17 protein-coding genes and 3 tRNA genes are annotated in these 22,468 nt (G+C 65.3%); 17 read left to right on the top strand and 3 right to left on the bottom strand.

Features of this window, described 5'->3' with window-relative positions; translation table 11 throughout:
- Nucleotides 1-91 precede the first annotated feature (91 nt).
- The 9 genes from QVN30_RS10615 (at nucleotide 92) to QVN30_RS10575 (ending at nucleotide 7,289) form a co-directional block, all read left to right on the top strand.
- Nucleotides 92-168: transfer RNA gene (locus QVN30_RS10615), tRNA-Pro, on the top strand.
- A 6-nt stretch (nucleotides 169-174) separates the two neighbouring features.
- Nucleotides 175-248: transfer RNA gene (locus QVN30_RS10610), tRNA-Gly, on the top strand.
- Between the two features lie 700 nt (nucleotides 249-948).
- On the top strand, nucleotides 949-1,785 hold the full coding sequence (locus QVN30_RS10605; RefSeq protein ID WP_289836329.1) for a formate/nitrite transporter family protein: 837 nt from the start codon (nucleotides 949-951) through the stop codon (nucleotides 1,783-1,785).
- 237 nt (nucleotides 1,786-2,022) lie between these two features.
- Nucleotides 2,023-2,664 carry a sulfurtransferase-like selenium metabolism protein YedF gene (gene yedF / locus QVN30_RS10600; protein ID WP_204571477.1) on the top strand — a complete coding sequence of 214 codons (642 nt, stop codon included), beginning with the start codon at nucleotides 2,023-2,025 and terminating at the stop codon, nucleotides 2,662-2,664.
- Nucleotides 2,665-2,690: 26 nt separating this feature from the next.
- A complete protein-coding gene (locus QVN30_RS10595; RefSeq protein ID WP_289836328.1) occupies nucleotides 2,691-3,845 on the top strand; it encodes an aminotransferase class V-fold PLP-dependent enzyme in 1,155 nt (384 codons plus the stop codon).
- Between the two features lie 27 nt (nucleotides 3,846-3,872).
- Nucleotides 3,873-4,115, top strand: coding sequence for a putative Se/S carrier protein (locus QVN30_RS10590; protein ID WP_158095764.1), 243 nt, complete (start codon nucleotides 3,873-3,875; stop codon nucleotides 4,113-4,115).
- Nucleotides 4,116-4,210: 95 nt separating this feature from the next.
- Nucleotides 4,211-5,260: a selenide, water dikinase SelD gene (gene selD, locus QVN30_RS10585; RefSeq protein ID WP_289836327.1), complete on the top strand. Its 1,050-nt coding sequence runs from the start codon at nucleotides 4,211-4,213 to the stop codon at nucleotides 5,258-5,260.
- 253 nt (nucleotides 5,261-5,513) lie between these two features.
- Nucleotides 5,514-6,869 carry an NADP-specific glutamate dehydrogenase gene (gene gdhA, locus QVN30_RS10580; RefSeq protein ID WP_289836326.1) on the top strand — a complete coding sequence of 452 codons (1,356 nt, stop codon included), beginning with the start codon at nucleotides 5,514-5,516 and terminating at the stop codon, nucleotides 6,867-6,869.
- 219 nt (nucleotides 6,870-7,088) lie between these two features.
- Nucleotides 7,089-7,289: a hypothetical protein gene (locus tag QVN30_RS10575; protein WP_204541197.1), complete on the top strand. Its 201-nt coding sequence runs from the start codon at nucleotides 7,089-7,091 to the stop codon at nucleotides 7,287-7,289.
- 752 nt (nucleotides 7,290-8,041) lie between these two features.
- Here the strand turns inward: QVN30_RS10575 and QVN30_RS10570 are convergent.
- Nucleotides 8,042-8,380 carry a P-II family nitrogen regulator gene (locus QVN30_RS10570; RefSeq protein WP_204541200.1) on the bottom strand — a complete coding sequence of 113 codons (339 nt, stop codon included), beginning with the start codon at nucleotides 8,378-8,380 and terminating at the stop codon, nucleotides 8,042-8,044.
- Between the two features lie 154 nt (nucleotides 8,381-8,534).
- Nucleotides 8,535-9,809, bottom strand: coding sequence for an ammonium transporter (locus QVN30_RS10565; RefSeq protein ID WP_289836325.1), 1,275 nt, complete (start codon nucleotides 9,807-9,809; stop codon nucleotides 8,535-8,537).
- Between the two features lie 364 nt (nucleotides 9,810-10,173).
- Here QVN30_RS10565 and QVN30_RS10560 point away from each other — a divergent pair, with 364 nt between their 5' ends.
- From QVN30_RS10560 to QVN30_RS10525, 8 genes are all read left to right on the top strand, one after another.
- Entirely contained in the window at nucleotides 10,174-11,025 is an 852-nt protein-coding gene (locus QVN30_RS10560; protein WP_289836324.1) for an FAD binding domain-containing protein, read from the top strand.
- Nucleotides 11,022-11,576, top strand: coding sequence for a (2Fe-2S)-binding protein (locus tag QVN30_RS10555; RefSeq protein WP_289836323.1), 555 nt, complete (start codon nucleotides 11,022-11,024; stop codon nucleotides 11,574-11,576). Before QVN30_RS10560 ends, QVN30_RS10555 begins: the two co-directional genes overlap by 4 nt.
- A gap of 3 nt (nucleotides 11,577-11,579) precedes the next feature.
- Complete coding sequence (locus QVN30_RS10550) at nucleotides 11,580-14,009, top strand: xanthine dehydrogenase family protein molybdopterin-binding subunit (RefSeq protein WP_289836322.1); 2,430 nt, start codon at nucleotides 11,580-11,582, stop codon at nucleotides 14,007-14,009.
- A 191-nt stretch (nucleotides 14,010-14,200) separates the two neighbouring features.
- Nucleotides 14,201-14,284: transfer RNA gene (locus QVN30_RS10545), tRNA-Leu, on the top strand.
- A gap of 73 nt (nucleotides 14,285-14,357) precedes the next feature.
- The gene (tig, locus tag QVN30_RS10540) at nucleotides 14,358-15,662 is read left to right on the top strand and encodes a trigger factor (RefSeq protein WP_289836321.1); all 1,305 of its coding nucleotides are present in this window, start codon (nucleotides 14,358-14,360) and stop codon (nucleotides 15,660-15,662) included.
- Between the two features lie 127 nt (nucleotides 15,663-15,789).
- The gene (locus QVN30_RS10535) at nucleotides 15,790-16,410 is read left to right on the top strand and encodes an ATP-dependent Clp protease proteolytic subunit (RefSeq protein ID WP_066832786.1); all 621 of its coding nucleotides are present in this window, start codon (nucleotides 15,790-15,792) and stop codon (nucleotides 16,408-16,410) included.
- Nucleotides 16,410-17,822 carry an ATP-dependent Clp protease ATP-binding subunit ClpX gene (clpX, locus tag QVN30_RS10530; RefSeq protein ID WP_289836320.1) on the top strand — a complete coding sequence of 471 codons (1,413 nt, stop codon included), beginning with the start codon at nucleotides 16,410-16,412 and terminating at the stop codon, nucleotides 17,820-17,822. Before QVN30_RS10535 ends, clpX begins: the two co-directional genes overlap by 1 nt.
- Nucleotides 17,823-18,353: 531 nt before the next feature.
- On the top strand, nucleotides 18,354-21,050 hold the full coding sequence (locus QVN30_RS10525; RefSeq protein ID WP_289836319.1) for a valine--tRNA ligase: 2,697 nt from the start codon (nucleotides 18,354-18,356) through the stop codon (nucleotides 21,048-21,050).
- A 131-nt stretch (nucleotides 21,051-21,181) separates the two neighbouring features.
- On the opposite strand, the gene QVN30_RS10520 is transcribed toward QVN30_RS10525, so the two are convergent.
- Nucleotides 21,182-22,402 (bottom strand): FAD-dependent oxidoreductase, encoded by a 1,221-nt coding sequence (locus QVN30_RS10520; RefSeq protein WP_289836318.1) that lies wholly within the window; start codon nucleotides 22,400-22,402, stop codon nucleotides 21,182-21,184.
- Between the last annotated feature and the right edge of the window lie 66 nt (nucleotides 22,403-22,468).

Raw genomic sequence — 22,468 nt, 5'->3', positions numbered from 1 at the left:
AATTTGAGTTGTTGCGAGCTTGCGGGACGTGCCCTATACTGAGTAGGCCTTGGGACAAGCAGGGTCAGAGACCCCAGCTGCTCAACACCTTCGGGACGTGGCGCAGTTTGGTAGCGCGCCTGCTTTGGGAGCAGGATGTCGCAGGTTCGAATCCTGTCGTCCCGACCATATCTTGCGGGCGTAGTTCAATGGTAGAACCCCAGCCTTCCAAGCTGATGACGCGGGTTCGATTCCCGTCGCCCGCTCCAGAAAAACAGCAGGTCAGACACGGCAAACGGTCTGACCTGTTTTCTTTTTGTCGTAGGTGCCAGTAAGCGTTGCCAGTAAATTGCCAGGATGGGTTGCTTGGGTAAGTGCAAATCAGGGACGTACCTTCTGCATGCACTTTTGCAAATCGGGGACACCCCTTTGGCGTGCACATCGGGCTCTCTGGGCAAGCCGGTACACGAACCGCAGAGTCCGGATATGCGCTCGGTGGGCGTCCGGCACCGCAAAACCTCAGGAAAGCGGGGGTCAATATATTAGATAAATGAATTTGGTATCAATCTTCGAGGTACTTAAGAGACACGGACAAATCCGACAAGCTCCTGACCTGCGGTTTCTCCGAGGAGACTACCGCGAGGGTCATCGCAGAACGCCTGGAGCGCCCCGAAAACGCCCTTTTTACTGCGAAGATTGATACCAAATTCAAAACGAGGCACCCGCGCACCTTGATAAAACCTTTTACCAAGGTGCGGTTTCGCCGCCGGGCGGATACGGCGCATCGGTGCGCTCTGAGACGCGGTCGTTTTGCCCACCGATGGGTTGTTTGGGGACGGGTTCATTTCAACCCATTCTGCCCGAACCCACTTCGTTTCAAATCGTCACATCGAAACCGTCTGGCGTCCCCGCCCTTCCGGCAGGGGCGTAAGATAGATGCGCGGTGAAACGATGGGAAAGGGGTACCGCATGTCTCAACAGCAAGCTCATGATCTTCCGACGCCCGAATGCCTGGCGCCCGCTGCCATCGAGGCCAAGGCGGAGGCCGCTGCCGTCACCAAGGCGCAGCTTCCGTTCGGCAAGGCGTTCGTGCTCGCCATGTTCGCCGGCGCGTTCATCGCGTTCGGCGGGTTGTTCTTCACGGTCTTCCTCGCCGACACCGATCTTACCTGGGGGCTGCAGCGCGTCATCGGCGGCCTGTGCTTCTGCCTCGGCCTTGTTCTCGTGCTGCTGTGCGGGGCGGAGCTGTTCACGGGCAACTCGCTCATGGTCTGCGCCCTCAAGTCGGGAAAGATCTCCGCGGGCGACCTCGTGCGCAACTGGATGACGGTCTGGCTCGGCAACTTCGCCGGCGCGCTCGTCGTGGTGGCCCTCGTGTTTTTCGCCGGCATCTACAAGCTCAACGGCGAGACGGTCGCCGCGTCCATGGTGTCTGTCGCGGCCGGCAAGGTGACGCCCGACTGGGTCACGCTGTTCTTCCGGGGAATCCTGTGCAACATCTTCGTGTGCCTTGCCGTATGGATCGGTTTCGCGGGCAAGACCGTGGTCGACAAGGTCGTGGGCATCCTGCTTCCCATCTCCGCGTTCGTGGCCTGCGGTTTTGAGCACTGCGTGGCGAACATGTACTTTTTGCCGATGGGTGCCATGATGGTCGCGAACGGCTACGGGTCGGAGATCGCCGGTGCGGCCTCGCTGAACATCGGGGGCATCCTGTTCAACCTGTCAGCGGCGACGCTCGGAAACATCGTCGGCGGCGCGCTCATCGTGGCGCTCGGCTATTGGTTCGTCTATCACAAGCAGGAGTAGTCTCGGGAGCGTTCTGCGAACGAGCTTCTCGTCTGGGGCGGGTGCGTCGCGGCGCGCCCGCCCTTTGCCTTGTGTCGACGGGGCCCGCCGTTCGCATCGCGAGGGCGTCCGCATAGCGAAAGATCGTGCCTGACGAATTGTCTGGCAATCAGATTATTTATAATTATCCTTACCGTGAGGATAATGATTGCCCGCCAGCCTGCCGCGCGGACGGGTCGAGTTGAAAGGACGACGCCCATGATCGAGATCAACTGCTTCGGTGAGACCTGTCCCAAGCCCGTCATCCGTGCCATGAAGGCGCTGCAGGACCCCGCGTCGAGCGGCTCGGTCCGCGTGCTCGTGGACAACACGGTGGCGGTCGAGAACCTCAAGCGTCTGGCGTCGAGCAAGCAGGGCGAGGTGGCGGTCGACGAGATCGAGGGCGGATGGGCCGTCGCGATCTCGGGCGTGTCCGCCCAGGCCGCCGAGAATCCCGCGGGGGATGAGGCGGCGCTCGCCGAGGCGGGCATCGCGTGCCCGGTGCCGGAGGCAGCCCCCACAAAGCAGCCGGTCACGGTCTTCGTCGGCTCTCGTGCACTCGGCCAGGGCGCGCCCGAGCTCGGGAACATCCTGATCAAGGGCCTCGTGTACGCCATGTCGCAGGCGGAGGAGCCCCCGCACCGCATCGTGTTCTTCAACGACGGCGCCGCCCTCACCTGCGAGGGCTCCGAGCTCGTCGAGGACGTGCGCGAGCTTGAGCGTCGCGGCTGCGAAGTGCTGACCTGCGGCACCTGCCTCGACTTCCACGGCCTGCGCGACAAGCTCGCCGTCGGCGGTGTCACGAACCTGTACGCCATCTCGGAGTTCGTGCTCGGTCCCGACAAGGTCGTGACGCTGTAGGCCACGCGGTCTGGGGGAACCTCGGCATGATCTACTTGAACAACGCTGCGACGACGATCCGAAAACCGCCCGCGGTGACCGAGGCGGTCGTTGCCGCCCTCGCCGGGGCGGGCAGTTGCTCGCGCGGCGCGTCGACAAGCGATCTGGTCGCGGCCCGGTCGGTCGCGAGCGCCCGCGTCCGGCTCGCCCGCCTCATCGGCTTCGCGCATCCCGAGCGCGTCGCCTTCACGCAGAACGCCACGATGGCGCTGAATACCGCCCTGTTCGGCATGCTGCACGAGGGCGACCATGTGATCACGACCGATTTCGAGCACAATTCCGTGCTGAGGCCCCTGCACGAGCTCGAGCGCCGCGGTGTCATCGAGCTTGACTACGTGCGCGCAGACGCCAGCGGGCGGCTTCGCATGGAAGAGCTCGAGGGGCTGTTCAGGCCCACCACGCGCGCGGTCGTCGCCACGCACGCCTCGAACCTCACGGGCGCGGTAACCGATGTGCCGGAGCTTGTCCGCGCGGCGCACGGGCACGGCGCCCGGTTCGTGCTCGACGCGTCCCAGACGCTCGGCGCGCTGCCGGTCGGCATGGACGCGCTCGGCATCGACGTCCTCTGCTTCACCGGTCACAAGGCGCTCATGGGTCCGCAGGGCACCGGCGGCCTTGCGGTCGTGCCTGACCTGGAGCTCGCTCCGCTCGTTCACGGGGGCACCGGCGTCAAGAGCGCCGACCCCTTCCAGCCGCCGAGCTACCCGGAGCATCTCGAGGCGGGGACCATGAACGCCCATGGGCTCGCGGGCCTCGATGCCGCCCTCGAGTTCCTGCTCGAGCTGGGCGTCGAGCGCGTGGCGGAGCACGATCGGAAGCTGAGGGAGCGTTTCATCCAAGGCGTCTCGTCCATCCCCGGTATCGTCGTGTACGGCGATCGCGACGGCCACGGGCACACCGGCGTGGTGGCGCTCAACCTCGAGGGCATCGACTCGTCGAGTCTGGCCGACAGGCTCGCCTGCGAGTACGATATCGCCACGAGGGCCGGTTTGCACTGCGCCCCGCGCATGCACGCTGCGCTCGGCACGCTCGAGCGCGGAGCGGTACGGTTCTCGTTCGGATGGTATACGACCGAAGAGGATATCGATGCGGCGATCTTTGCGCTGCGGGACATCGCATGCAATCTGTGCGATGACAGGTGATCTTCGGGCTGTACGAAAGGGGACCCGATGGGTCGTGTAAGGACCGAGCGCTACGTCGCCTCGTTCTCCAGCACGTTCGATGCGATGGAAGCCGAGCGCCTGTGCCATGAGGCCGGGGTCGAGGGGCGCATCATCCCGCTGCCCGTCGAGATCGACTCCGAATGCGGCATGGCGTGGTCCATGCCGCATGACGAGGCGGTGCTCGCGGCGTTCGAGGCCTCGGTCGCCGGGCATCTCGTTCCCGAGGGCATCTACGCCCTCGTGCTGTAATCCACCCACGGCGCGGTCTCGTGCGAGCGGGCCCTTAAGGCCTGCACGGGAGCCGGCCGCGCGCCGCGCGGGGCGCGGCGAGGAAGGAAGGTCCTATGGAAACCAAGGTCAAACTGACGAAGCTCGCCGACTGCGCCGGATGCGGGGCCAAGGTGGGCGCAGGCGAGCTCGCGAGCCTGTTCGAGGGCTTTCCCGATATGCGCGACCCCAACCTGCTCGTGGGCTTCGACCATGCGGACGATGCGGCGGTCTACCGGCTGCGCGACGATCTCGCCATCGTGCAGACGCTCGACTTCTTCCCGCCCATCGCCGACGATCCGTTCACGTTCGGGCAGATCGCGGCGGCAAACGCCCTCTCCGACATCTACGCGATGGGCGGCCGCCCCATCACGGCGCTGAACATCATGGCGGTGCCCGAGAGCATGCCCAAAGACGCGGTGCGCGAGATACTGCGCGGCGGCGCCACCAAGGTCGCCGAGGCGGGCGCCATCGTCGCGGGCGGGCACAGCATCTACGACGACGAGCCGAAATACGGCCTGTCCGTCACCGGCGTCATCGATCCGGCAAAGCTTCTGCGCAACGACACCGCGCAGGTCGGCGACGTGCTCATCTACACTAAGCCGGTCGGTATCGGCGTGCTGACCACGGCGCTCAAGGGCGGGCTCGCGGGGGAGGACGAGCGCGAGCTCGTCGAGCGGATCATGAGCACGCTCAACCGCGCGGCGGCCGAGGTGGCGCGCCCGTATCGCGTGCACGCCTGCACCGACATTACGGGCTTCGCCGTGCTCGGGCACACACTCGAGCTGGCGCAGGGCTCCGACACCCAGGTCACGTTGGATTCGACGGCGTTCGAGTTCCTGCCGGGCGTGCTCGACTACGCCGCCATGGGCATCCTCCCCGCGGGCGTGTACCGCAACCGCCGCTATGCCGAGGCCGAGGTGAGCATCGCCGATTCGGTCCCGCTGGCCGTGGCTGACGTGCTGTTCGATCCGCAGACCTCCGGCGGCCTGCTGTTCTCCGTGCATCCCGATGACGCGGATGCGCTCGAGGCCGCGCTCAAGGCGGCGTCTCCCGCCGTCCCTGCCGTCCAGCGTATTGGAGCGGTCGGGGAGTACGAGGGGTCCTCGCGCGTCATCGTGAGATAGCCTTCCGGGCATGGGTCATTTGGGGACGGGTTCGTTTCAGCCCATCCCCAGATGACCCAAAGATGTTTCAGGCGCGTAATAATGCGAAACAACCGTGAAACGTTTTTGCAACATCCGAAACCATTACGACATTTGTGAGCAGGCAAAACGCGTCTCACCAAAAATGTTCCATATACTTTGTTACGGTAAAGAAGGCTTCGCGCGTGTAGCATGGGTGCCGCATTCGAGAGGAACGAATGGAGAGGTAACCCATATGTCGTATTCTGAGAAAGTTATCGCTGAGCTTCGCGATCGCTATGCCGATCAGCCCGAATTCCTTCAGGCCGCCATCGAGGTTCTCGAGACCATCGAGCCCGCTCTCGAGGCGCATCCTGAATTCGAGGAGGCCGCCTTGCTCGAGCGCCTCGTCGAGCCCGAGCGCGTCGTGATGTTCCGCGTGCCGTGGGTCGACGACGAGGGCAAGATCCAGGTCAACCGCGGTTTCCGCGTTGAGTACAACTCCGCGCTCGGCCCCTACAAGGGCGGCCTGCGCTTCAACCCGACCGTCACGCTCGGCATGCTGAAGTTTCTCGGCTTCGAGCAGATCTTCAAGAACAGCCTGACCACGCTGCCCATGGGCGGCGGCAAGGGCGGCTCGGACTTCGATCCCAAGGGCAAGTCCAACCGCGAGGTCATGGCGTTCTGCCAGAGCTTCATGACCGAGCTCGCCCGTCACATCGGCCCCAACACCGACGTGCCCGCAGGCGACCTCGGCGTCGGCGGCCGCGAGATCGGCTACCTGTTCGGCCAGTACAAGCGCCTGAAGAACGAGTGGAGCGGCGTGCTCACCGGCAAGGGCCTCACCTTCGGCGGCTCGCTCGCCCGCACCGAGGCCACCGGCTACGGCCTCGTGTACTTCGTCGACGAGTACCTCAAGAGCTCGGGCGATTCGTTCGAGGGCAAGACCGTCGTGGTCCACGGCTCCGGCAACGTCGCCATCTACGCCATCCAGAAGGTTACCCAGCTCGGCGGCAAGGTCATCGCCGCTTCCGACACCAAGGGCTGGATCGAGGATCCCGACGGCGTCGACTACAAGGTGCTCGAGGGCATCTACAACAAGAAGCGCTCCGGCCATGATGCCGGCGTGAGCCTCGCGATGTACGTCGACGAGCGCCCGGGTGCCACGTGGCACGACGGCGACGGCCGCGGCGTGTGGCAGCTGCCCTGCGACATCGCGCTGCCCTGCGCCCGCGAGAACACCCTGCACCTCGACGACGCGAAGGCGCTCGTGGCGAACGGCTGCAAGGTCGTCGGCGAGGGCGCGAACATGCCCACCACGCCTGATGCCACCATCTACCTGCAGAAGAACGGTGTCGCGTTCATGCCCGGTAAGGCGGCGAACGCGGGCGGCGTGCTCGTGTCCGGCCTCGAGATGAGCCAGAACGCCGAGCACCTGTCCTGGTCGTTCGAGGAGGTCGACGGCAAGCTCGAGAGCCTCATGCGCGGCATGTTCCACAACGTGGACGACACCGCCCGCGCCTATGGCCACGAGGGCGACTTCGTCACCGGTGCCAACATCGCCGGCTTCCTGAAGGTCGCCGACGCCATGATGGCCCAGGGCGTCTGCTAACGGCCCGAGGCGCATCGCAGCGGATCTGCTGATCGCAATACGTCCGAGATGATGGGCGCCCCGCACCTTGGTTGGTGCGGGGCGCCCATTCGTTCCGAATGCGAGGCCTTCATTCCGGCGCTGCCCGGTTCGGGCCTCTCGGTTTGTATCATGGGGACGGCCAGGAGGGCTGCGGCAGCGCGGCTCGCAACGATTGATACATGCGAGATGGAGGGGCATATGGCTGACGAGAGGGATCGCGTGCAGGGCGAGGAACTGTCCGACGACGAGCTGAACGAGGCTTCCGGCGGGTTCTTTGGGGCGAGGTTTCCCGTGACGTTCGTGTGCCCCGCGTGCGGCAGGACGGTCGAGTACATGTTTGGATCGACTCCGGAGTGCCGGGTGTGCCGTAAACCCATGAAGCGCATGCTCATCAACTAGGGAACACCGACCGATTGCTTTTGTGCCGATCGGACTCCCGGAGCGTGTGAAGGGGCGGTTGTATCCGTCCGCGTGCGGAACCGCACCTTGGTTAAAGGTTTTATCAGGGTGCACGGGCGCTTCATATTTAATTTGGTATCAAAACTTGGGCAATAAGGGCCGCTTACGGGCTGATCGAAGGTCCTCCCCGGGGGCTCCGGAACCGGCCCGCCAAGGAAACCGCAGGTCACAGGCATGTCAAATATGGCCGTTTGCTATTCATACTTTCCGTTTTGATACCAAATTCTATTTTGAGATATAGTGACCCCCTCTTTCCTGGGGTTTTGCGGTGCGGTTTGCCCATCGCGCGTATACGGGCAGATTCCGTGTCTTACGAGAGGGGCGAAGAGGTGCCGATGACACAAAACGGACCGTTTGGCACGCTAAAGGGGGTCTGTAAAAGGAGTTAGCGTGCCAAACGGTCCGCTCTGTGTCACAGGGCCCGCCCCGCGGAGGTTATTCATGTTAGTCCCTGTTATGCCACCGTGGATACGGGGCTCGTGCAAGCGCGCGCCGAAGGGGCGTCCCCGCCGTGCAAAAGTGCATGCAGAAGGTACGTCCCCGATTTGCATTCCGGGCTCCCGGGCCGCTGTGGCGCCTTCCCGCAGAAACCGTCGCGACGTCGAGCATGGGTTGGAAAGAACCCGTTCTCAACCAACCCACCCGCGCCCCGCGCCGGGAATCCCGATGCGAGGCGCGGGCGGCCCGTGCAACTACAGCGCGGAGGCGCCCCGTTCGCCCGTTCGGATGCGGACGACTTCCTCGACGGGAGCCACGAAGATCTTGCCGTCGCCCACCTCGCCGGTGCGCGCGGCGCTGCAGATGACCTCGATCACCTCGTCTACCTGGGATTCCTGTACAACAAGGTCGAACTGCACCTTGGGGATGGTGTTAAGAAGGACCTCGGTGCCGCGCACGTACTCCTTCCATCCGTGCTGGTTGCCGCAGCCCATCACCTGGACGATGGTCATGCCGCGGACGTTTGCGGCGAACAGCGCGTCCTTCAGTGCCTCGAGCTTCTCGGCGCGAACGATCGCGGTGATTCTCTTCATTTCGCTTCCTTCCTTCTTGTGTCGTCGTCGTGTCGGCGCCCGCTCCCGTGCGCGGCTTCCCCGTGCGCGGCGGTGCGTCCGAACGCGAGCGAGCGGACGCGGCGGATGAGCTGAGCCGCGGGGATCGGGGATCGCATCATGGAGCGGCTCATGATCAGTCCAATCCGCTGAACGCCGGGTACGCGCTCTCGCCGTGCTCGGCGACGTCGAGGCCCAGCGCCTCGTCGGCTTCGTCAACCCTGATCTTGCCGCCCATCAGCGCGCGCACGACGAAGGCGATGACGAGGTCGAGCACAACCACGATGACCAGGGTCACCGCGATGCCGAGGATCTGGTCGATGAGCAGCGCGGGGTCGCCGGTGTAGAGCAGGCCGCCGTGCTCGGTCCATGAGAGCTCGGGCACGCAGAACAGGCCCGTGAGCACGCCGCCCAGGATGCCGCCCACCCCGTGGCAGCCGAACGCATCGAGCGCGTCGTCGTAGCCGAAACGGGCCTTGAGGTGCGAGATGGCCAGGTAGCATACGGGGGACACGATCGCGCCCATGACGAGGGCCGCCCACGGCTCGACGAAGCCGGCGCCCGGCGTGACCACCACGAGGCCCGCCACCAAACCGGTGCTCGCGCCCACGAGGGTGGGCTTGCCGGTGCAGACGCGCTCGACCACCATCCACGAGGCCAGGCCCGCGGCGCTCGCGGTCACCGTGTTGAGCACCGCCAGCGCGGCGATGCCGTCGGCCGCGAACGCGGAACCGCCGTTGAAACCGAACCAACCGAACCACAGCAGCCCGGCGCCGAGGGCGACGAACGGCACGTTGTGCGGACGGTAGCTCATGACGCCGAATCCGCGGCGGCCGCCCACCATGAGGCAGAGGATGAGGCCGGTCACGCCCGAGGAGATGTGCACGACGTCGCCGCCCGCGAAATCGAGGGCTCCGATGACGTCACCTATGAGCGATCCCTCGCCGCCCCATACCATATGGGCGAGCGGTGCGTAGACCACGAGCACCCAGATGCCCATGAACAGCGCGATGAACCCGAAGCGCACGCGTCCGGCGAGCGAGCCGGTCACGATCGCCGAGGTGATCATGGCGAAGGCCATCTGGAAGGCGATGTCGACGACGCCGGGGTAGGTCGCGTCGGCGGGTGGGTTGCTCGCCTCGGCGAGCAGGTCGGATACGGTCGGCAACGCGAGCATCTGGTCAAAGCCCCCGAAGAACGAGAGCGAGCCGTCGCCGCCGTAGGCGAACGACCAGCCCGCGACAACCCATAGGATGCCGACGAGCCCGATGATGCCGAAGCACATGAGCATCGTGTTCACGACGTTCTTCCGGCGCGCTAAGCCGCCGTAGAAGAACGCCAGACCCGGTGTCATGAGGAACACGAGCATGGTGCAAACGAGCATGAAGGTAGTGGAGCCGCTGTCGAACATGGTCACTCCTTTGTTCGGATGTGCAGGACGCGGCCATGATGGCATGGGGTCCTGGCGAATCCGGGAGCTGGATTTCGAAAACCCGAATCGTAACCGGTGCGAATCCTTCTCGCATCCGGCCGGAAACCGAACCGCAACGTTGGAAACGAGGATTTATCGCAGCCGGTACTTTTGGGGACCATCGGGTGGGGCCGGTGGGGACGGGGTCGTTTTTACTTACTTCGGCACCCGGGCACACCGAGGGGCGCACGGTCGGGCGCGTATTTTGTGCTTGCACCGACGCATGGGCGCATATGTTGTGCCGCTCCGTTACACTAATCGGGTTCTGCCAAGGAATCGACCTATCTTGAGGGATGGGGGAGGAATGCTCAGATTCGGAAGATACGTCCGGGCGGCGAACGTCGAGGACGCCCTCGAGGTGCTCCGCTTCCGCAAGGGGGCACAGGTCATGGGAGGCGGTATGTGGATGCGTCTGTCCGACCGCACCGTGCCCTGCGTGATCGACCTGTCGGACTGCGGTCTCGACAAGATCGAGGAGACCGAGGACGAGTACCGTATCGGTGCCTACGTGACGCTGCGCGACCTCGAGTGCGCGGCGGATTTCAACTACCGTACGGGAAACGTGCTCAACGCAGCCGTCCACGATATCGTGGGCGTGCAGTTCCGCCAGCTCGCGACCGTCGGCGGCAGCGTGTTCGGGCGCTTCGGCTTCTCGGATGTGATCTGCGCGCTGCTCGCGCTCGACTCCGAGGTCGAGCTCGTCGGAGCCGGCCGCGTTCCCCTCGCCACCTTTATCGATATGCCCTACGAGCTCGACGTCCTGACCCACGTCATCGTGAAGAAGCACGACTACCAGGCGTCCTATCAGTGCCTGCGCAAGGCGGCGACCGATTTTTCGACCATCAACGTGTGCGCGGCGCGCTGGGACGGCACCTGGCACGTCGCCGTCGGATCCCGTCCGGCGAAGGCGCGCCTGCTTGCCGGCGAGGCGCTCGGCGTGAGCTCCGCCGAGCCGACCGCCGATGAGATCGCGCGCGCCGTCGAGGCGGTCCGCGGCCTTGCCTACAGTTCCAACATGTGGGGTTCCGAGCGCTATCGCCGCCACCTTGCCGGCGCGCTCACGGCCCGTTCCATCGTACAGGCGGCGCGCTACGCCTCGACCGAGGCTTACCAGGCGGCGCTTGCCGCGTGCACCCGCGAGGAGGCGATTCGATGAGCGGAAAGCTGATGGATATCACGATCAACCTGAACGGCAAGAAGGTCGCCGCCGAGGTGGCGCCCGACATGTCGCTGCTCGCCTTCGTGCGCGACCACGGCTGCAAGTCCGTGAAGTGCGCCTGCGAGACGACGAACTGCGGCCTGTGCACGGTGTGGCTCGACGGCCGCGCGGTGCTGTCGTGCGCCGTGCCCATGGCGCGTGCGAACGGTCACGCCGTCACCACGCTCGAGGGCCTGCAGGAGCAGTCCGCCGATTTTGCCCGCTGCATGGCCGAGGAGGGCGCCGAGCAGTGCGGATTCTGCTCCCCGGGCCTCATCATGAACGTGCTCGCCATGGAGCGCGAGATCCGCGAGCGTGCCGAGGCGGCGGGCGAGCAGGCGTATATGCCCACCGATGCCGACATGGACTCCTATCTCGCCGGCAACCTGTGCCGCTGCACGGGATACGCGAGCCAGCGCCGCGCCATCCGCCGCTACATGTCGAGCCGCTTCGAGCCGGCGCCCGAGGGCGCACCGACGGCAATCTTCGTCTCCGGAGAGGGGGAGTAGTCCATGAGCATGATCGTCACGCGGGAAAGCGAGCGCGAAAACCTCACCCACGTCGGCTCCCGCACCGTGAAGCGCGACGCCGCGGCGCTTCTGTCCGGCAAGCCCCTGTTCACCAATGACATCGCCCCGGCAGACGTGCTTTGCGTCAAGATCCTGCACAGCCCGCACGCCTTCGCGCGCATCCGCGACATCGACACGTCGCGCGCGGAGAAGGTGCCCGGCGTGGTCGCCGTCTACACCTATAGGGACGTGCCGAACCGCCGCTTCACGCTCGCCGGCCAGTCCTATCCCGAGGCGAGCCCCTACGACCGCCTGATTCTCGATCGGACCGTGCGCTACGTGGGTGACGAGGTTGCCATCGTCGCCGCCGAGAACGATGACGCCGCAGCCCGCGCGCTCAAGCTCATCAAGGTCGACTACGAGGTCATGGAGCCCGTGCTCGACTTCACGAAGGCGAAGAACAACCCCATCGTCATCCACACCGAGGACAACTACCACGTCAACGGCGCGTGGATCAACAACGACCGCATGCACAACGTCGTGGCCTCCGGCCTCTCGGAGCACGGGGACCTCGACGCCGCATTCGCGCAGGCCGACATCGTGGTGGACGAGACCTACCACACGCTTGCGGACAACCAGGGCATGATGGAGACGTTCCGCTCCTTCGCCGAGCTCGACGCCTACGGCCGCATCACGGTGACCTCCTCCACGCAGGTGCCCTTCCACGTGCGCCGCATGGTGGCCAACGCCCTCGACATCCCGCAGTCGCGCGTGCGCGTGATCAAGCCGCGCATCGGCGGCGGCTTCGGCGCCAAGCAGAGCGGCTGCAACGAGATCTTCTGCGCGTTCGTCACCTACAAGACTGGGCGCCCCTCCAAGATCATCTACACGCGCGAGGAGACGTTCAGCTCGTCCAACTCGCGCCACGAGATGCAGATGCACGTGCGCCTCGGTGCCAAAAACGACGGCACGATCGTGGCGATCGACCTGTATACCCTCTCCAACCAGGGCGCATACGGCGAGCACGGTCCCACGACGGTCGGCCTGTCCGGCCACAAGAGCCTGCCGCTGTACAATCGCGCGCTGGCGAGCCGGTTCGCCTTCGACGTCGTGTACTCCAACACCATGCCCGCCGGGGCCTACCGCGGCTACGGCGCCACGCAGGGCCTGTTCGCCGTCGAGTCGGCCGTCAACGAGCTGGCGGACCGCCTGGGCATGGACCCCTGCGAGCTGCGCCTCAAGAACCTCGTCCAGGAGGGCGAGCGCCTGGCCCAGTACGACGACAACGTGCTGTACTCGTGCGGCGTGTCGGCATGCCTCGAGCGCGCGATGGAGATGATCGGCTGGAAGGACAAGCCGCTCCGTCGCGACCTGGGCGACCGCGTGCGCGCGCTCGGCTGCGCGCTGTCCATGCAGGGCTCCGCCATCGCGCGCATCGACATCGGCTCGGTCGACCTGCGCCTGGAGGAGACCGGTTTCTACACGCTCTCCATCGGCGCGACCGATATGGGAACCGGCTGCGACACCATCTTGGCCCAGTTCGCCGCCGAGGCGCTGCGCTGCGATACCGACCGCATCGTCGTGCACGGCGTCGACACGGACGTGTCGCCGTTCGACACCGGCTCGTATGCGAGCGCTTCGACCTACCTGACCGGCATGGCCGTGGTGAAGGCCTCAGAAAAGCTCATCGCCGAGCTGCGCTGCCGCGCTGCGGGCTTCATGGGCGTGGACGCCGCCGACGTGCTGTTCGATGGCGACGAGCTGCTGGCGTTCGAGCCCGGCATGCTCGATATCGACGGCGCCGAGGCCGATCGCCCCGAGTTCACGGACATCGACGACGACATCGACGCGATCGCGCGCTCCTACCGCGTGGCCCAGGAGGCGCCCGATGCCGAACCGGTGGCGCGCATGACGCTCGCCGAGCTCGCCAACAAGCTCGTGTCGGGCGGCGACGGCGACTGCCTGACGGCGCATGCCGCCGCGAGCTCGCCCACGAGCCCGCCGCCCTTCATGAGCGGTATCGCCGAGGTCGACGTCGACAAGGCGACCGGCAAGGTCACGGTCGTCGATTACGTGAGCGTGGTCGACTGCGGCACGGTCGTGAACGAGAACCTCGCCCGCGTGCAAGCCGAAGGCGGCATCGGCCAGGGCATCGGCATGGCGCTCACCGAGGACGTGCAGTACAGCGACCGCGGCCGCATGCGCACCCGCTCGTTCATGAGCTACAAGGTGCCCACGCGCCTCGACGTGCCCAACATCCGCGTGGAGTTCGCGCCGAGCTACGAGCCGACCGGCCCGTTCGGCGCCAAGTCCATCGGAGAGGTCGTCATCAACACGCCGAGTCCGGCCATCGCGAGCGCCGTGGCGCACGCCACCGGCAACTATGTGCGCACGCTGCCGATCACGCCCGAGAAGGCGCTGTTCGGAGAGTAGGGATCTAGGGCTGCAGGGGATGAGGGCCGCATCGGCGCGGCCCCGCCCCTGCGCGTCCCGGCTCGCGCGGGGTGGGAAAACCGCCGTTTGCCCCGCGCATGTGCGCGTCGCGTGAGCATGGGTAGCGCGAAAAGCTTCATCGCCCGCGTGCAGGCGCTATCTGCTATCATTCATAAACTGTGCGCAAATAGGCGGGCGTGGCGGAATTGGTAGACGCGCTGGATTTAGGTTCCAGTGGGCTTCCCGTGAAGGTTCGAGTCCTTTCGCCCGCACCATTTTCGCCGTATCAACCGGTTACAAGGGCTATCGGCACCCTGACCATGCCGACAGTATGTAAGAGGAGGAACGTTGAACATCACTTCTGACGTGAAGGACGCAAAGCTCACCGCGACGGTCACCATTCCGGCCGCCGACGTCGACGCTGCCATCAAGAAGGCCTACCGTGAGGCTGCCAAGAAATACCGCTTCCCGGGCTTCCGCGCTGGTCATGCTCCTCGTCCCGTCATCGACAACATGCTCGGTGCCCAGGCCGTGCTGGCTCAGGCCACCAACGACCTGATCGGCGCCAACGAGGCCGACGTCCTGAACGAGCTCGACATCGTCCCGGTCAAGGCCGGCAACTACGACAACGTCGACAACATCGTCGTGGACCACGAGGACTACGTCTACACCATCGAGTTCCAGCTGCGCCCCAGCTGCGAGCTCACCTCCTACGATCCCGTCGAGATCGAGATGCCTCCCGCGGAGGTCACCGAGGGCGAGATCGACGCCCAGATCGAGATGCTCATGGGCTATCACGCTTCCTTCAACGACGCTGAGCGCGCCGTCCAGAACGGCGATTACGTCACCGTCGACATCGAGAACGTCAAGAACGCCGAGGCGCTCGCCGGCGAGGGCCGCATGATCGTGGTCGGCTCCGGCAACCTGCCCGCCGCCTTCGACGAGGGCCTGGTCGGCATGAACATCGACGAGACCAAGGAGATCTCCTGGACCCCCGAGGTCGAGGGCGCCGAGGAGGCCTCCGTCAAGGTGACCGTCAAGAGCGTGAAGGAGCGTGTCCTGCCCGAGCTCACCGACGAGTTCGCCAAGGAGTCCTTCGGCTTCGACGACATCGCCGCCATGCGCGACGCCGTCAAGACCGAGCTCGATGCCGACAAGTCCTCCAAGCTCCCGGGCATCAAGGAGAACCGCGCCGTCGCCAAGCTGGCCGAGCGTCTTGAGCTCGAGAAGGTCGACGAGGACTACGAGCAGTCCGTGTTCTCCGAGCTGGGCCAGAACTTCCTGCAGAGCCTGTCCGGCCGTGGCATGACGCTCGACTCCTGGCTGAAGATGTCCAACATGTCCACCGAGGCCTTCCTCGCCGACCTGCATCACCAGGCCGACGACGTCGCCCGCGAGTCCCTCGCCCTCGACGCGCTGGCCCGCCAGCTCAACATCGAGGTCACCGACGAGGACGTCGACGCCGAGTTCGAGCGCGCCGGCATCCAGGATGTCGCCGCCTCCAAGGCCGCGTTCCTCTCCGAGGGCCGCATGCCCGCCGTCCGCGACTCCATCCGCCGCTCCAAGGCCGTTGACTGGCTGGTCGACACCGCGGTCGTCACCGAGGTCGACGAGTTCGCCAAGAAGGACGACGCCGAGGCTGACGCTGAGTAACATCTGCCCCCAGGTGGGTATCATACCGGGGTAACCGGGATCGCGAGTACGGTGCATGATCGGGCGCGTGGCGCCAGACGTGCACCGTACCTACGTAAATGAGAAAGATTGCGAAAGGGGAAGCACCATGTACCGGATTGATTCCGCGCTCGTGCCCTACGTCATCGAGCAGACGCCGCGCGGCGAGCGCAGCTACGACATCTATTCTCGACTCCTCAACGATCGCATCATCTTTTTGGGCGAGGAGATCAACTCCACGACGGCCAACCTCGTCATCGCTCAGCTGCTGCACCTTGAGAGCCAGGATGCCGAGAAGGACATCTCGCTGTACATCAACTCTCCGGGCGGCGAGGTGTATTCGGGTCTTGCCATCCTCGACACCATGAACTTCATCAAGCCCGACGTGTCCACCATCTGCGTGGGCATGGCAGCGAGCATGGCCGCCGTCCTGCTGGCGAGCGGTGCGAAGGGCAAGCGCTTCTGCCTGCCCAACTCCATGATCATGATTCATCAGCCGAGCGGTGGCGCCCAGGGCCAGCAGACCGAGATCGAAATCGCGGCGCGCGAGATCAAGGAGACGCGCCGCAACCTCAACCAGATCCTGTCCGACGCGACGGGCCAGCCCTTCGAGAAGGTCGAGGCCGACACCGAGCGCGACCACTACATGCGTGCGAACGCCGCCCTCGAGTACGGCCTGGTCGACCGCATCGTCACGTCCCGCGCCGCCACGCAGGGGAGTGCTGAGTAATGGCCAACGACATGACGCCCGGCGAGGTGGGGTTCGGCCCCATCCACTGCTCGTTTTGCGGCAAGACCCAAGATCAGGTGCGCAAGCTCGTCAAGGGTCCCTCCAACATCTTCATCTGCGACGAGTGCGTAGCCGCGTGCTCCGAGATCCTCGAGGAATCGCTCGCCCAGGATTTCCTGGCGGCGCAGCAGCAGATGCCGTTCCCGCCCGAGGGGATGGGCTTTGCGGCCTCCGAACCCGAGCCCGAGCCGGAGCCCGACACCAAGCACGTTGCCTCGCAGCTCATCAAGCGCGTGCCGACGCCCCATGAGATCTACGACCAGCTCTCCGCCTACGTCATGGGCCAGGAGGAAGCCAAGCGCGCCATGTCCGTGGCGGTGTACAACCACTACAAGCGCGTGCTCGAGCGCGAGGCGGACACCGAGGCCACCGATAAGGGCAAGGCGCTCGGCAAGCACGCTGTCGGCGGCGACCTCGATGATGTCGAGCTCGCCAAGAGCAACATCTTGCTGCTCGGCCCCACGGGTACGGGCAAGACGCTGCTCGCGCAGACGCTCGCGCGCATCCTCGAGGTTCCGTTCGCCATCGCCGACGCGACGGCGCTCACCGAGGCCGGCTATGTGGGCGAGGACGTCGAGAACATCCTGCTCAAGCTCATCAACGCGGCCGACGGCGATATCGCCCGCGCGCAGATCGGCATCATCTACGTCGACGAGATCGACAAGATCGCGCGCAAGGCGGAGAACCTGTCGATCACGCGCGACGTCTCCGGCGAGGGCGTGCAGCAGGCGCTGCTCAAGATCCTCGAGGGCACGGTCGCCAGCGTGCCGCCCACCGGCGGACGCAAGCATCCGCAGCAGGAGCTGCTTCAGATCGACACGACGAACATCCTGTTCATCTGCGGCGGCGCCTTCGTGGGGCTCGACAAGATCGTGTCCGATCGCGTGGGCAACAAGGGCGTGGGCTTCAACTCCGAGATCGCCGGCCCCACGTCGGCCGACGAGAACGACCTGCTCAAGCAGGTTCTCCCGCAGGATCTGAACGCATTCGGCATGATCCCCGAGTTCATCGGCCGTACGCCGGTGATCACGCAGACCAACGCGCTGTCCGAAGACGACCTCGTGTCGATTCTGACCGAGCCCCGAAATGCCATCGTGCGCCAGTACCGCAAGATGTTCGAGCTCGAGGACTGCGATCTGGAGTTCGAGGATGAGGCCCTGCACGAGATCGCCAAGCTCGCGCTCGCCCGCAAGACCGGTGCGCGCGGCCTGCGCAGCATCTGCGAGGACCTGCTCCAAAAGACGATGTTCGACCTTCCGAGCGAGCAGGATGTCGCCAAGGTCGTCGTGACCGGTGCCTGCGTGCGCGGCGAGGAGGAGCCCCGTCGCGTGTACGAGGTCGACCTGGACTAAGTTCCGGCTCATTTCCGCGCAAGGGCGCGTCCGGGTTCGTCCCGGACGCGCCCTTGTTTAGTGTGGCGGCTGTGTGCCGGCTTGCAGCCGCCGCGTTGGGCTGGGATGGGCGTGCGGAGCGCGGCTGCTGCGGTATAGATTCCGGATCGTGGTCAATTTGCCCATCGAACCGGGATTTTGCCGAGTTGCGAGGGGTTCTGGCGGCCTGAAAGCCGGGCGTTTTCAGGGATATCGTGCCGACGGAGGCTTTGATGCCGCCGTCGGGCCAAGAACATTAATATCAGATATTGCGATTTCACTTGCGCGTTAGGCCCTCAGGCGGGGTGCGGCGCGCCCGGCTCCCGGTTCGATGGGTAAATTGACCACGATCCGGAAATCATAGATTGCGCGACGGCGGCGGAGGACATGCACGTCGTCCCGTCTTCTCCCGACAATGGGGTCAACCTACGATTTCCCGTAGGTATGGCGCAACCGCGGGGACATTCGTGGTAACCTCAAGACTTGTGTATCGCAACAGAAAGGGAATTTCGCATGGAAGAGATGCCCAAGACATACGATCCGTCTGAAAACGAGCCCAAGATCCTTCAGAAGTGGCTCGACGGCGGCTACTACCAGCGTCGTCCCGGTGTGGGCGACTGCACCGTGACCATCCCGCCGCCCAACGTGACCGGCGTGCTGCATATGGGCCATGCGCTCGACGACTCCATCCAGGACGCCATCGTCCGCGAGGCGCGCATGCGCGGCCGCTCCACCCAGTGGATCCTGGGTACCGACCACGCGGGCATCGCCACGCAGACCAAGGTCGACAAGAAGCTGAAAGAGGAGGGCAAAAACCGCCTCGAGATGGGCCGCGAGGCCTTCATCGACGCCTGCTGGGACTGGACGCATGAGTACGGTGGCACCATCAAGGAGCAGATCAAGCGCATGGGCTGCTCGGTCGACTTCGAGCACGAGCGCTTCACGATGGACGATGACTACGCCGAGGCCGTTCGCCGCGTCTTCTGCGACTGGTACCACGACGGGCTCATCTACCGCGGAAAGCGCATCGTCAACTGGTGCCCTTCCTGCACCACGGCCATCTCGGACGACGAGGCGGAGTACAAAGACGAGTCCGGCCACCTGTGGCACCTGCGCTACCCGCTGACCGAGCCGGTGAACGGGCAGGACTACATCGTCGTCGCCACGACGCGCCCCGAGACCATGCTCGGCGACACCGGCGTCGCCGTCAGCCCCAAGGATCCCGAGAAGGCCGCCTTCGTGGGCAAGACCGTGATGCTGCCCATCGTCAACCGCGAGATCCCCATCTTCGAGGACTGGCACGTCGATGCCGGCTTCGGCTCCGGCTTCGTCAAGGTCACGCCCGCGCACGACCCCAACGACTACGCCATGGGCGCCGCGCACGACCTTCCGCAGATCAACATCTTCGACGAGCACGCGGTCGTCGTGGACGGCTACGGCGAGTTCTCCGGCATGACGCGCGACGAGTGCCGCGAGGCCGTCGTGGCATGGTTCGAGGAGCACGGCCTGCTCGACCACATCGAGGACCATGACCACTCGGTCATGCACTGCTACCGCTGCGACACCACGCTCGAGCCCTGGCTGTCCGAGCAGTGGTTCGTCGCTGTCGACAAGCTCAAGGGGCCCGCGATCGAGGCCGTGGAGTCCGGCCGCGTCCGCTTCAACGCGGAGCGCTGGAAGCAGTCCTACCTCACTTGGATGGAGAACCTCAAAGACTGGTGCATCAGCCGCCAGCTGTGGTGGGGCCATCGCATCCCCGTGTTCTACTGCGAGGACTGCGGCTGGGAGGACGCCCTCATGGAGGACACCGACGTGTGCCCCAAGTGCGGCGGCCACCACGTGCATCAGGACGAGAACGTGCTCGACACCTGGTTCAGCTCGCAGCTGTGGACCTTCGCCACGCAGGGCTGGCCGCAGAAGCCCGAGGCGCTCGAGGGGCATCATCCCACGACGGCGCTCGTCACCGCGCGCGACATCATCGCGTTGTGGGTCGCCCGCATGATCATGAGCTCCGAGTACTTCCTGGGCGAGGAGCCGTTCCACGACGTCGTCATCTACCCGACGATCCTCGCCAAGGACGGCAGCCGCATGTCCAAGTCCAAGGGCAACGGCGTGGACCCCATGGTCCTCATGGACAAGTACGGCGCTGACGCCATGCGCTTCAACCTGCTCTCCCTGTTCACCAACAACCAGGACGTCAAGTTCGATGCGGACATCGATAAGAAGACGCATGAGTTCAAGGGTAGCCCGCGCACCGAGCAGGCCAAGTCGTTCGTGACCAAGATCTGGAACGCGAGCCGCTTCCTCCTTATGAACATGGAGGGTTACACCCCGGGCGAGCCGGTGGCCGAGACGCCGGCCGACGCCTGGATGTTCAGCCGCCTTGCCAAGACGGTCGCGGCGGTGACCGAGGGCATCGAGGGCTACACGTTCGGCGACGTCGCGCGCAGCATCCAGAGCTTCTTCTGGAACGAGGTCTGCGACTGGTACGTCGAGGTGACCAAGAGCCGTCTGAAGGACGAGGGCGCCCGCCTGCAGGCGCAGCGCAACCTCATCTTCGTGCTCGATACGAGCCTGCGCCTCATGCACCCGCTCATGCCGTTCGTGACCGAGGCGATCTGGGACGTCATGCCCGCGAGCTGCCTGGATATGGGCGGCGAGCGTGCCGAGGCCCTCATGGTCGCCGCATGGCCCGAGCCCGCTGACTTCGAGCGCTGGGTGAACGAGCCGGCCGAGCGCGCCTTCGAGCTCACCCGCGCCGTGGTGACCGACGTGCGTTCCACGCGCGCCCGCTACCGCATCAGCCCCAAGGAGCAGCTGGATGTGCACGTGTGCGCCCACAGCGCCGAGGTCGCAGAGGCGATCGAGGGCATGGCCGAGTTCATCCGCGGCTTTGCGAGCGTGAAGGCGCTGAACGTCATGGGCGAGGAGGGCTTTGCCAAGCCCGAGGGATCCATCGCTCTGGCCGGACCGGACTTCAACGCCTACGTGGTCGTGGGCGACCTGGTGGACTTCGATGCCGAGCGCGCCCGTATCGAGAAGACCATCGCCAAGGACGAGAAGGAGCTGGCGAGCGCCAACAAAACCCTCGCCAACGAGGGCTTCGTGGCTAAGGCTGCGCCCGAGGTCGTGGCAAAGAAGCGCGAGCGCGCCGCTGAGCTCGAGGCCGAGATCGCCGCGCTCAAGGCCCAGCTGGCCGATTTCGCGTAGCCAAGCCGGAGGGGCTGCTGCTTTTGAGGATCCGTCCCAAAAGCTGCGGCCCCCTCGCTAAGAGAAACGGGGCCCGTTGCCGTATGCGGCAACGGGCCCCGTTTCTGTTGCAGGGAGTCTCAGCGCATCGGCTAGGCGATGCCCATGTACTCCTTCATGCCCTCGATGGCCACCTTGGCGCCGGCGACTGCGTGCACGACGGTGCGGGGGCCGGTCGCCACGTCGCCGGCGGCGAAGACGCCGGGAACGGTGCACATGTTCTTCTCGTCCACCTCGAGCAGGCCTCGGTCGTTGGTGGCAAGGCCGTCGGTCGTGAGCACGAGCTTGTCCTTCGGCAGCTGCGACACGGCGATCACGACGGTGTCGCACGACACGTGGTCGAGTTCGTCCTCGTAGCCGACCACGTTGCCGTCCTCATCGAAGATCGCCGTGCGGAAGACGGGGCCCTCCTTCTCGATGGCGATGACGTCCTTGCCGCGCACGATCTCACAGCCCTCGAGCTCGGCGTACTCGACCTCCTCCGAGCTCGCCGTGACGTTGTTGGTGTTGGAGTACAGCGTCACGCGGTGCGCGCCGTGGCGCAGCGCGGTGCGCGCCACGTCCATGGCGACGTTGCCCACGCCGATGATCGCCACGTCGCGGCCCAAGTCGACGGAATCGGGGTCCACGAGGTAGTCGATGCCGAAGAAGACGTTGCCGCGCCCCTGGCCGCGGATGTCGAGCTTGCGGGCGCGCCAGGTGCCTGTGCCCACGAAGACGCTGTCGTAGCCGTCGCGGAACAGATCGTCGATGTTCAGCGCGCCGCCGATGGTGGTGGAGGGGCGCAGGCGCACGCCGAGCGAGACCATGATGTCGCGATAGCGGCTCACGAGTTCCTTGGACAGGCGGAACTCCGGGATGCCGTAGCGCAGCACGCCGCCGACCTCAGCCTTCTGCTCGAACACGGTGACGTCGCAGCCCGCCTCCGCCATCTTGATGGCGACGGTGATGCCCGCGGGACCCGAGCCGATTACGGCGACAGACTTGCCGTTGGGCTCCGCGCGCTTGGGCGTGTAGCGGTCGAGGTAGGTGCGGGAGATGTAGCTCTCGATGCTGGAGAAATGCACGGGATTGCCCTTGCGCCCCTGGATGCAGTTGCCCTCGCACTGGTTGGAATGGTTGCAGATAAGCGAGCAGACGGCGCTCATGGGGTTGTTTTCGAACAGCAGCGTGCCCGCCTCGTCCATCTTGCGCTCTTTGAACAGGTTGATCACCTCGGGGATGGGCGTGTGGACGGGGCATCCCTTGATCTGGCACATCGCCCGCTTGCACCCGAGGCACCTGTTTGCCTCCTCGACAACATGAATCGCCATGCTCTTCTCCCATCGTTCGCGTCGTGGTCCCAGCTGAGTTCGTTTCAGCGTGCGGTTGTGCTTTAG

It is taken from the genome of Collinsella ihumii, assembly GCF_030385545.1.
GTDB lineage: Bacteria > Actinomycetota > Coriobacteriia > Coriobacteriales > Coriobacteriaceae > Collinsella > Collinsella ihumii.
The sequence above is the reverse complement of the archived record's forward strand: the minus strand, read 5'-3'. Positions and strand labels throughout refer to the sequence as shown.

What these genes read in the sequence shown, in the direction of transcription:
- clpX (WP_289836320.1), top strand. Translation starts at nt 16,410, where the DNA reads ATGGCCAACGACATGACGCCCGGCGAGGTGGGGTTCGGCCCCATCCAC.
- QVN30_RS10595 (WP_289836328.1), top strand. Translation starts at nt 2,691, where the DNA reads ATGATCTACTTGAACAACGCTGCGACGACGATCCGAAAACCGCCCGCG.
- yedF (WP_204571477.1), top strand. Translation starts at nt 2,023, where the DNA reads ATGATCGAGATCAACTGCTTCGGTGAGACCTGTCCCAAGCCCGTCATC.
- QVN30_RS10605 (WP_289836329.1), top strand. Translation starts at nt 949, where the DNA reads ATGTCTCAACAGCAAGCTCATGATCTTCCGACGCCCGAATGCCTGGCG.
- QVN30_RS10550 (WP_289836322.1), top strand. Translation starts at nt 11,580, where the DNA reads ATGAGCATGATCGTCACGCGGGAAAGCGAGCGCGAAAACCTCACCCAC.
- QVN30_RS10520 (WP_289836318.1), bottom strand. Translation starts at nt 22,402, where the DNA reads ATGGCGATTCATGTTGTCGAGGAGGCAAACAGGTGCCTCGGGTGCAAG.
- gdhA (WP_289836326.1), top strand. Translation starts at nt 5,514, where the DNA reads ATGTCGTATTCTGAGAAAGTTATCGCTGAGCTTCGCGATCGCTATGCC.
- QVN30_RS10565 (WP_289836325.1), bottom strand. Translation starts at nt 9,809, where the DNA reads ATGTTCGACAGCGGCTCCACTACCTTCATGCTCGTTTGCACCATGCTC.
- QVN30_RS10560 (WP_289836324.1), top strand. Translation starts at nt 10,174, where the DNA reads ATGCTCAGATTCGGAAGATACGTCCGGGCGGCGAACGTCGAGGACGCC.
- QVN30_RS10575 (WP_204541197.1), top strand. Translation starts at nt 7,089, where the DNA reads ATGGCTGACGAGAGGGATCGCGTGCAGGGCGAGGAACTGTCCGACGAC.
- QVN30_RS10535 (WP_066832786.1), top strand. Translation starts at nt 15,790, where the DNA reads ATGTACCGGATTGATTCCGCGCTCGTGCCCTACGTCATCGAGCAGACG.
- QVN30_RS10570 (WP_204541200.1), bottom strand. Translation starts at nt 8,380, where the DNA reads ATGAAGAGAATCACCGCGATCGTTCGCGCCGAGAAGCTCGAGGCACTG.
- selD (WP_289836327.1), top strand. Translation starts at nt 4,211, where the DNA reads ATGGAAACCAAGGTCAAACTGACGAAGCTCGCCGACTGCGCCGGATGC.
- QVN30_RS10590 (WP_158095764.1), top strand. Translation starts at nt 3,873, where the DNA reads ATGGGTCGTGTAAGGACCGAGCGCTACGTCGCCTCGTTCTCCAGCACG.
- QVN30_RS10525 (WP_289836319.1), top strand. Translation starts at nt 18,354, where the DNA reads ATGGAAGAGATGCCCAAGACATACGATCCGTCTGAAAACGAGCCCAAG.
- QVN30_RS10555 (WP_289836323.1), top strand. Translation starts at nt 11,022, where the DNA reads ATGAGCGGAAAGCTGATGGATATCACGATCAACCTGAACGGCAAGAAG.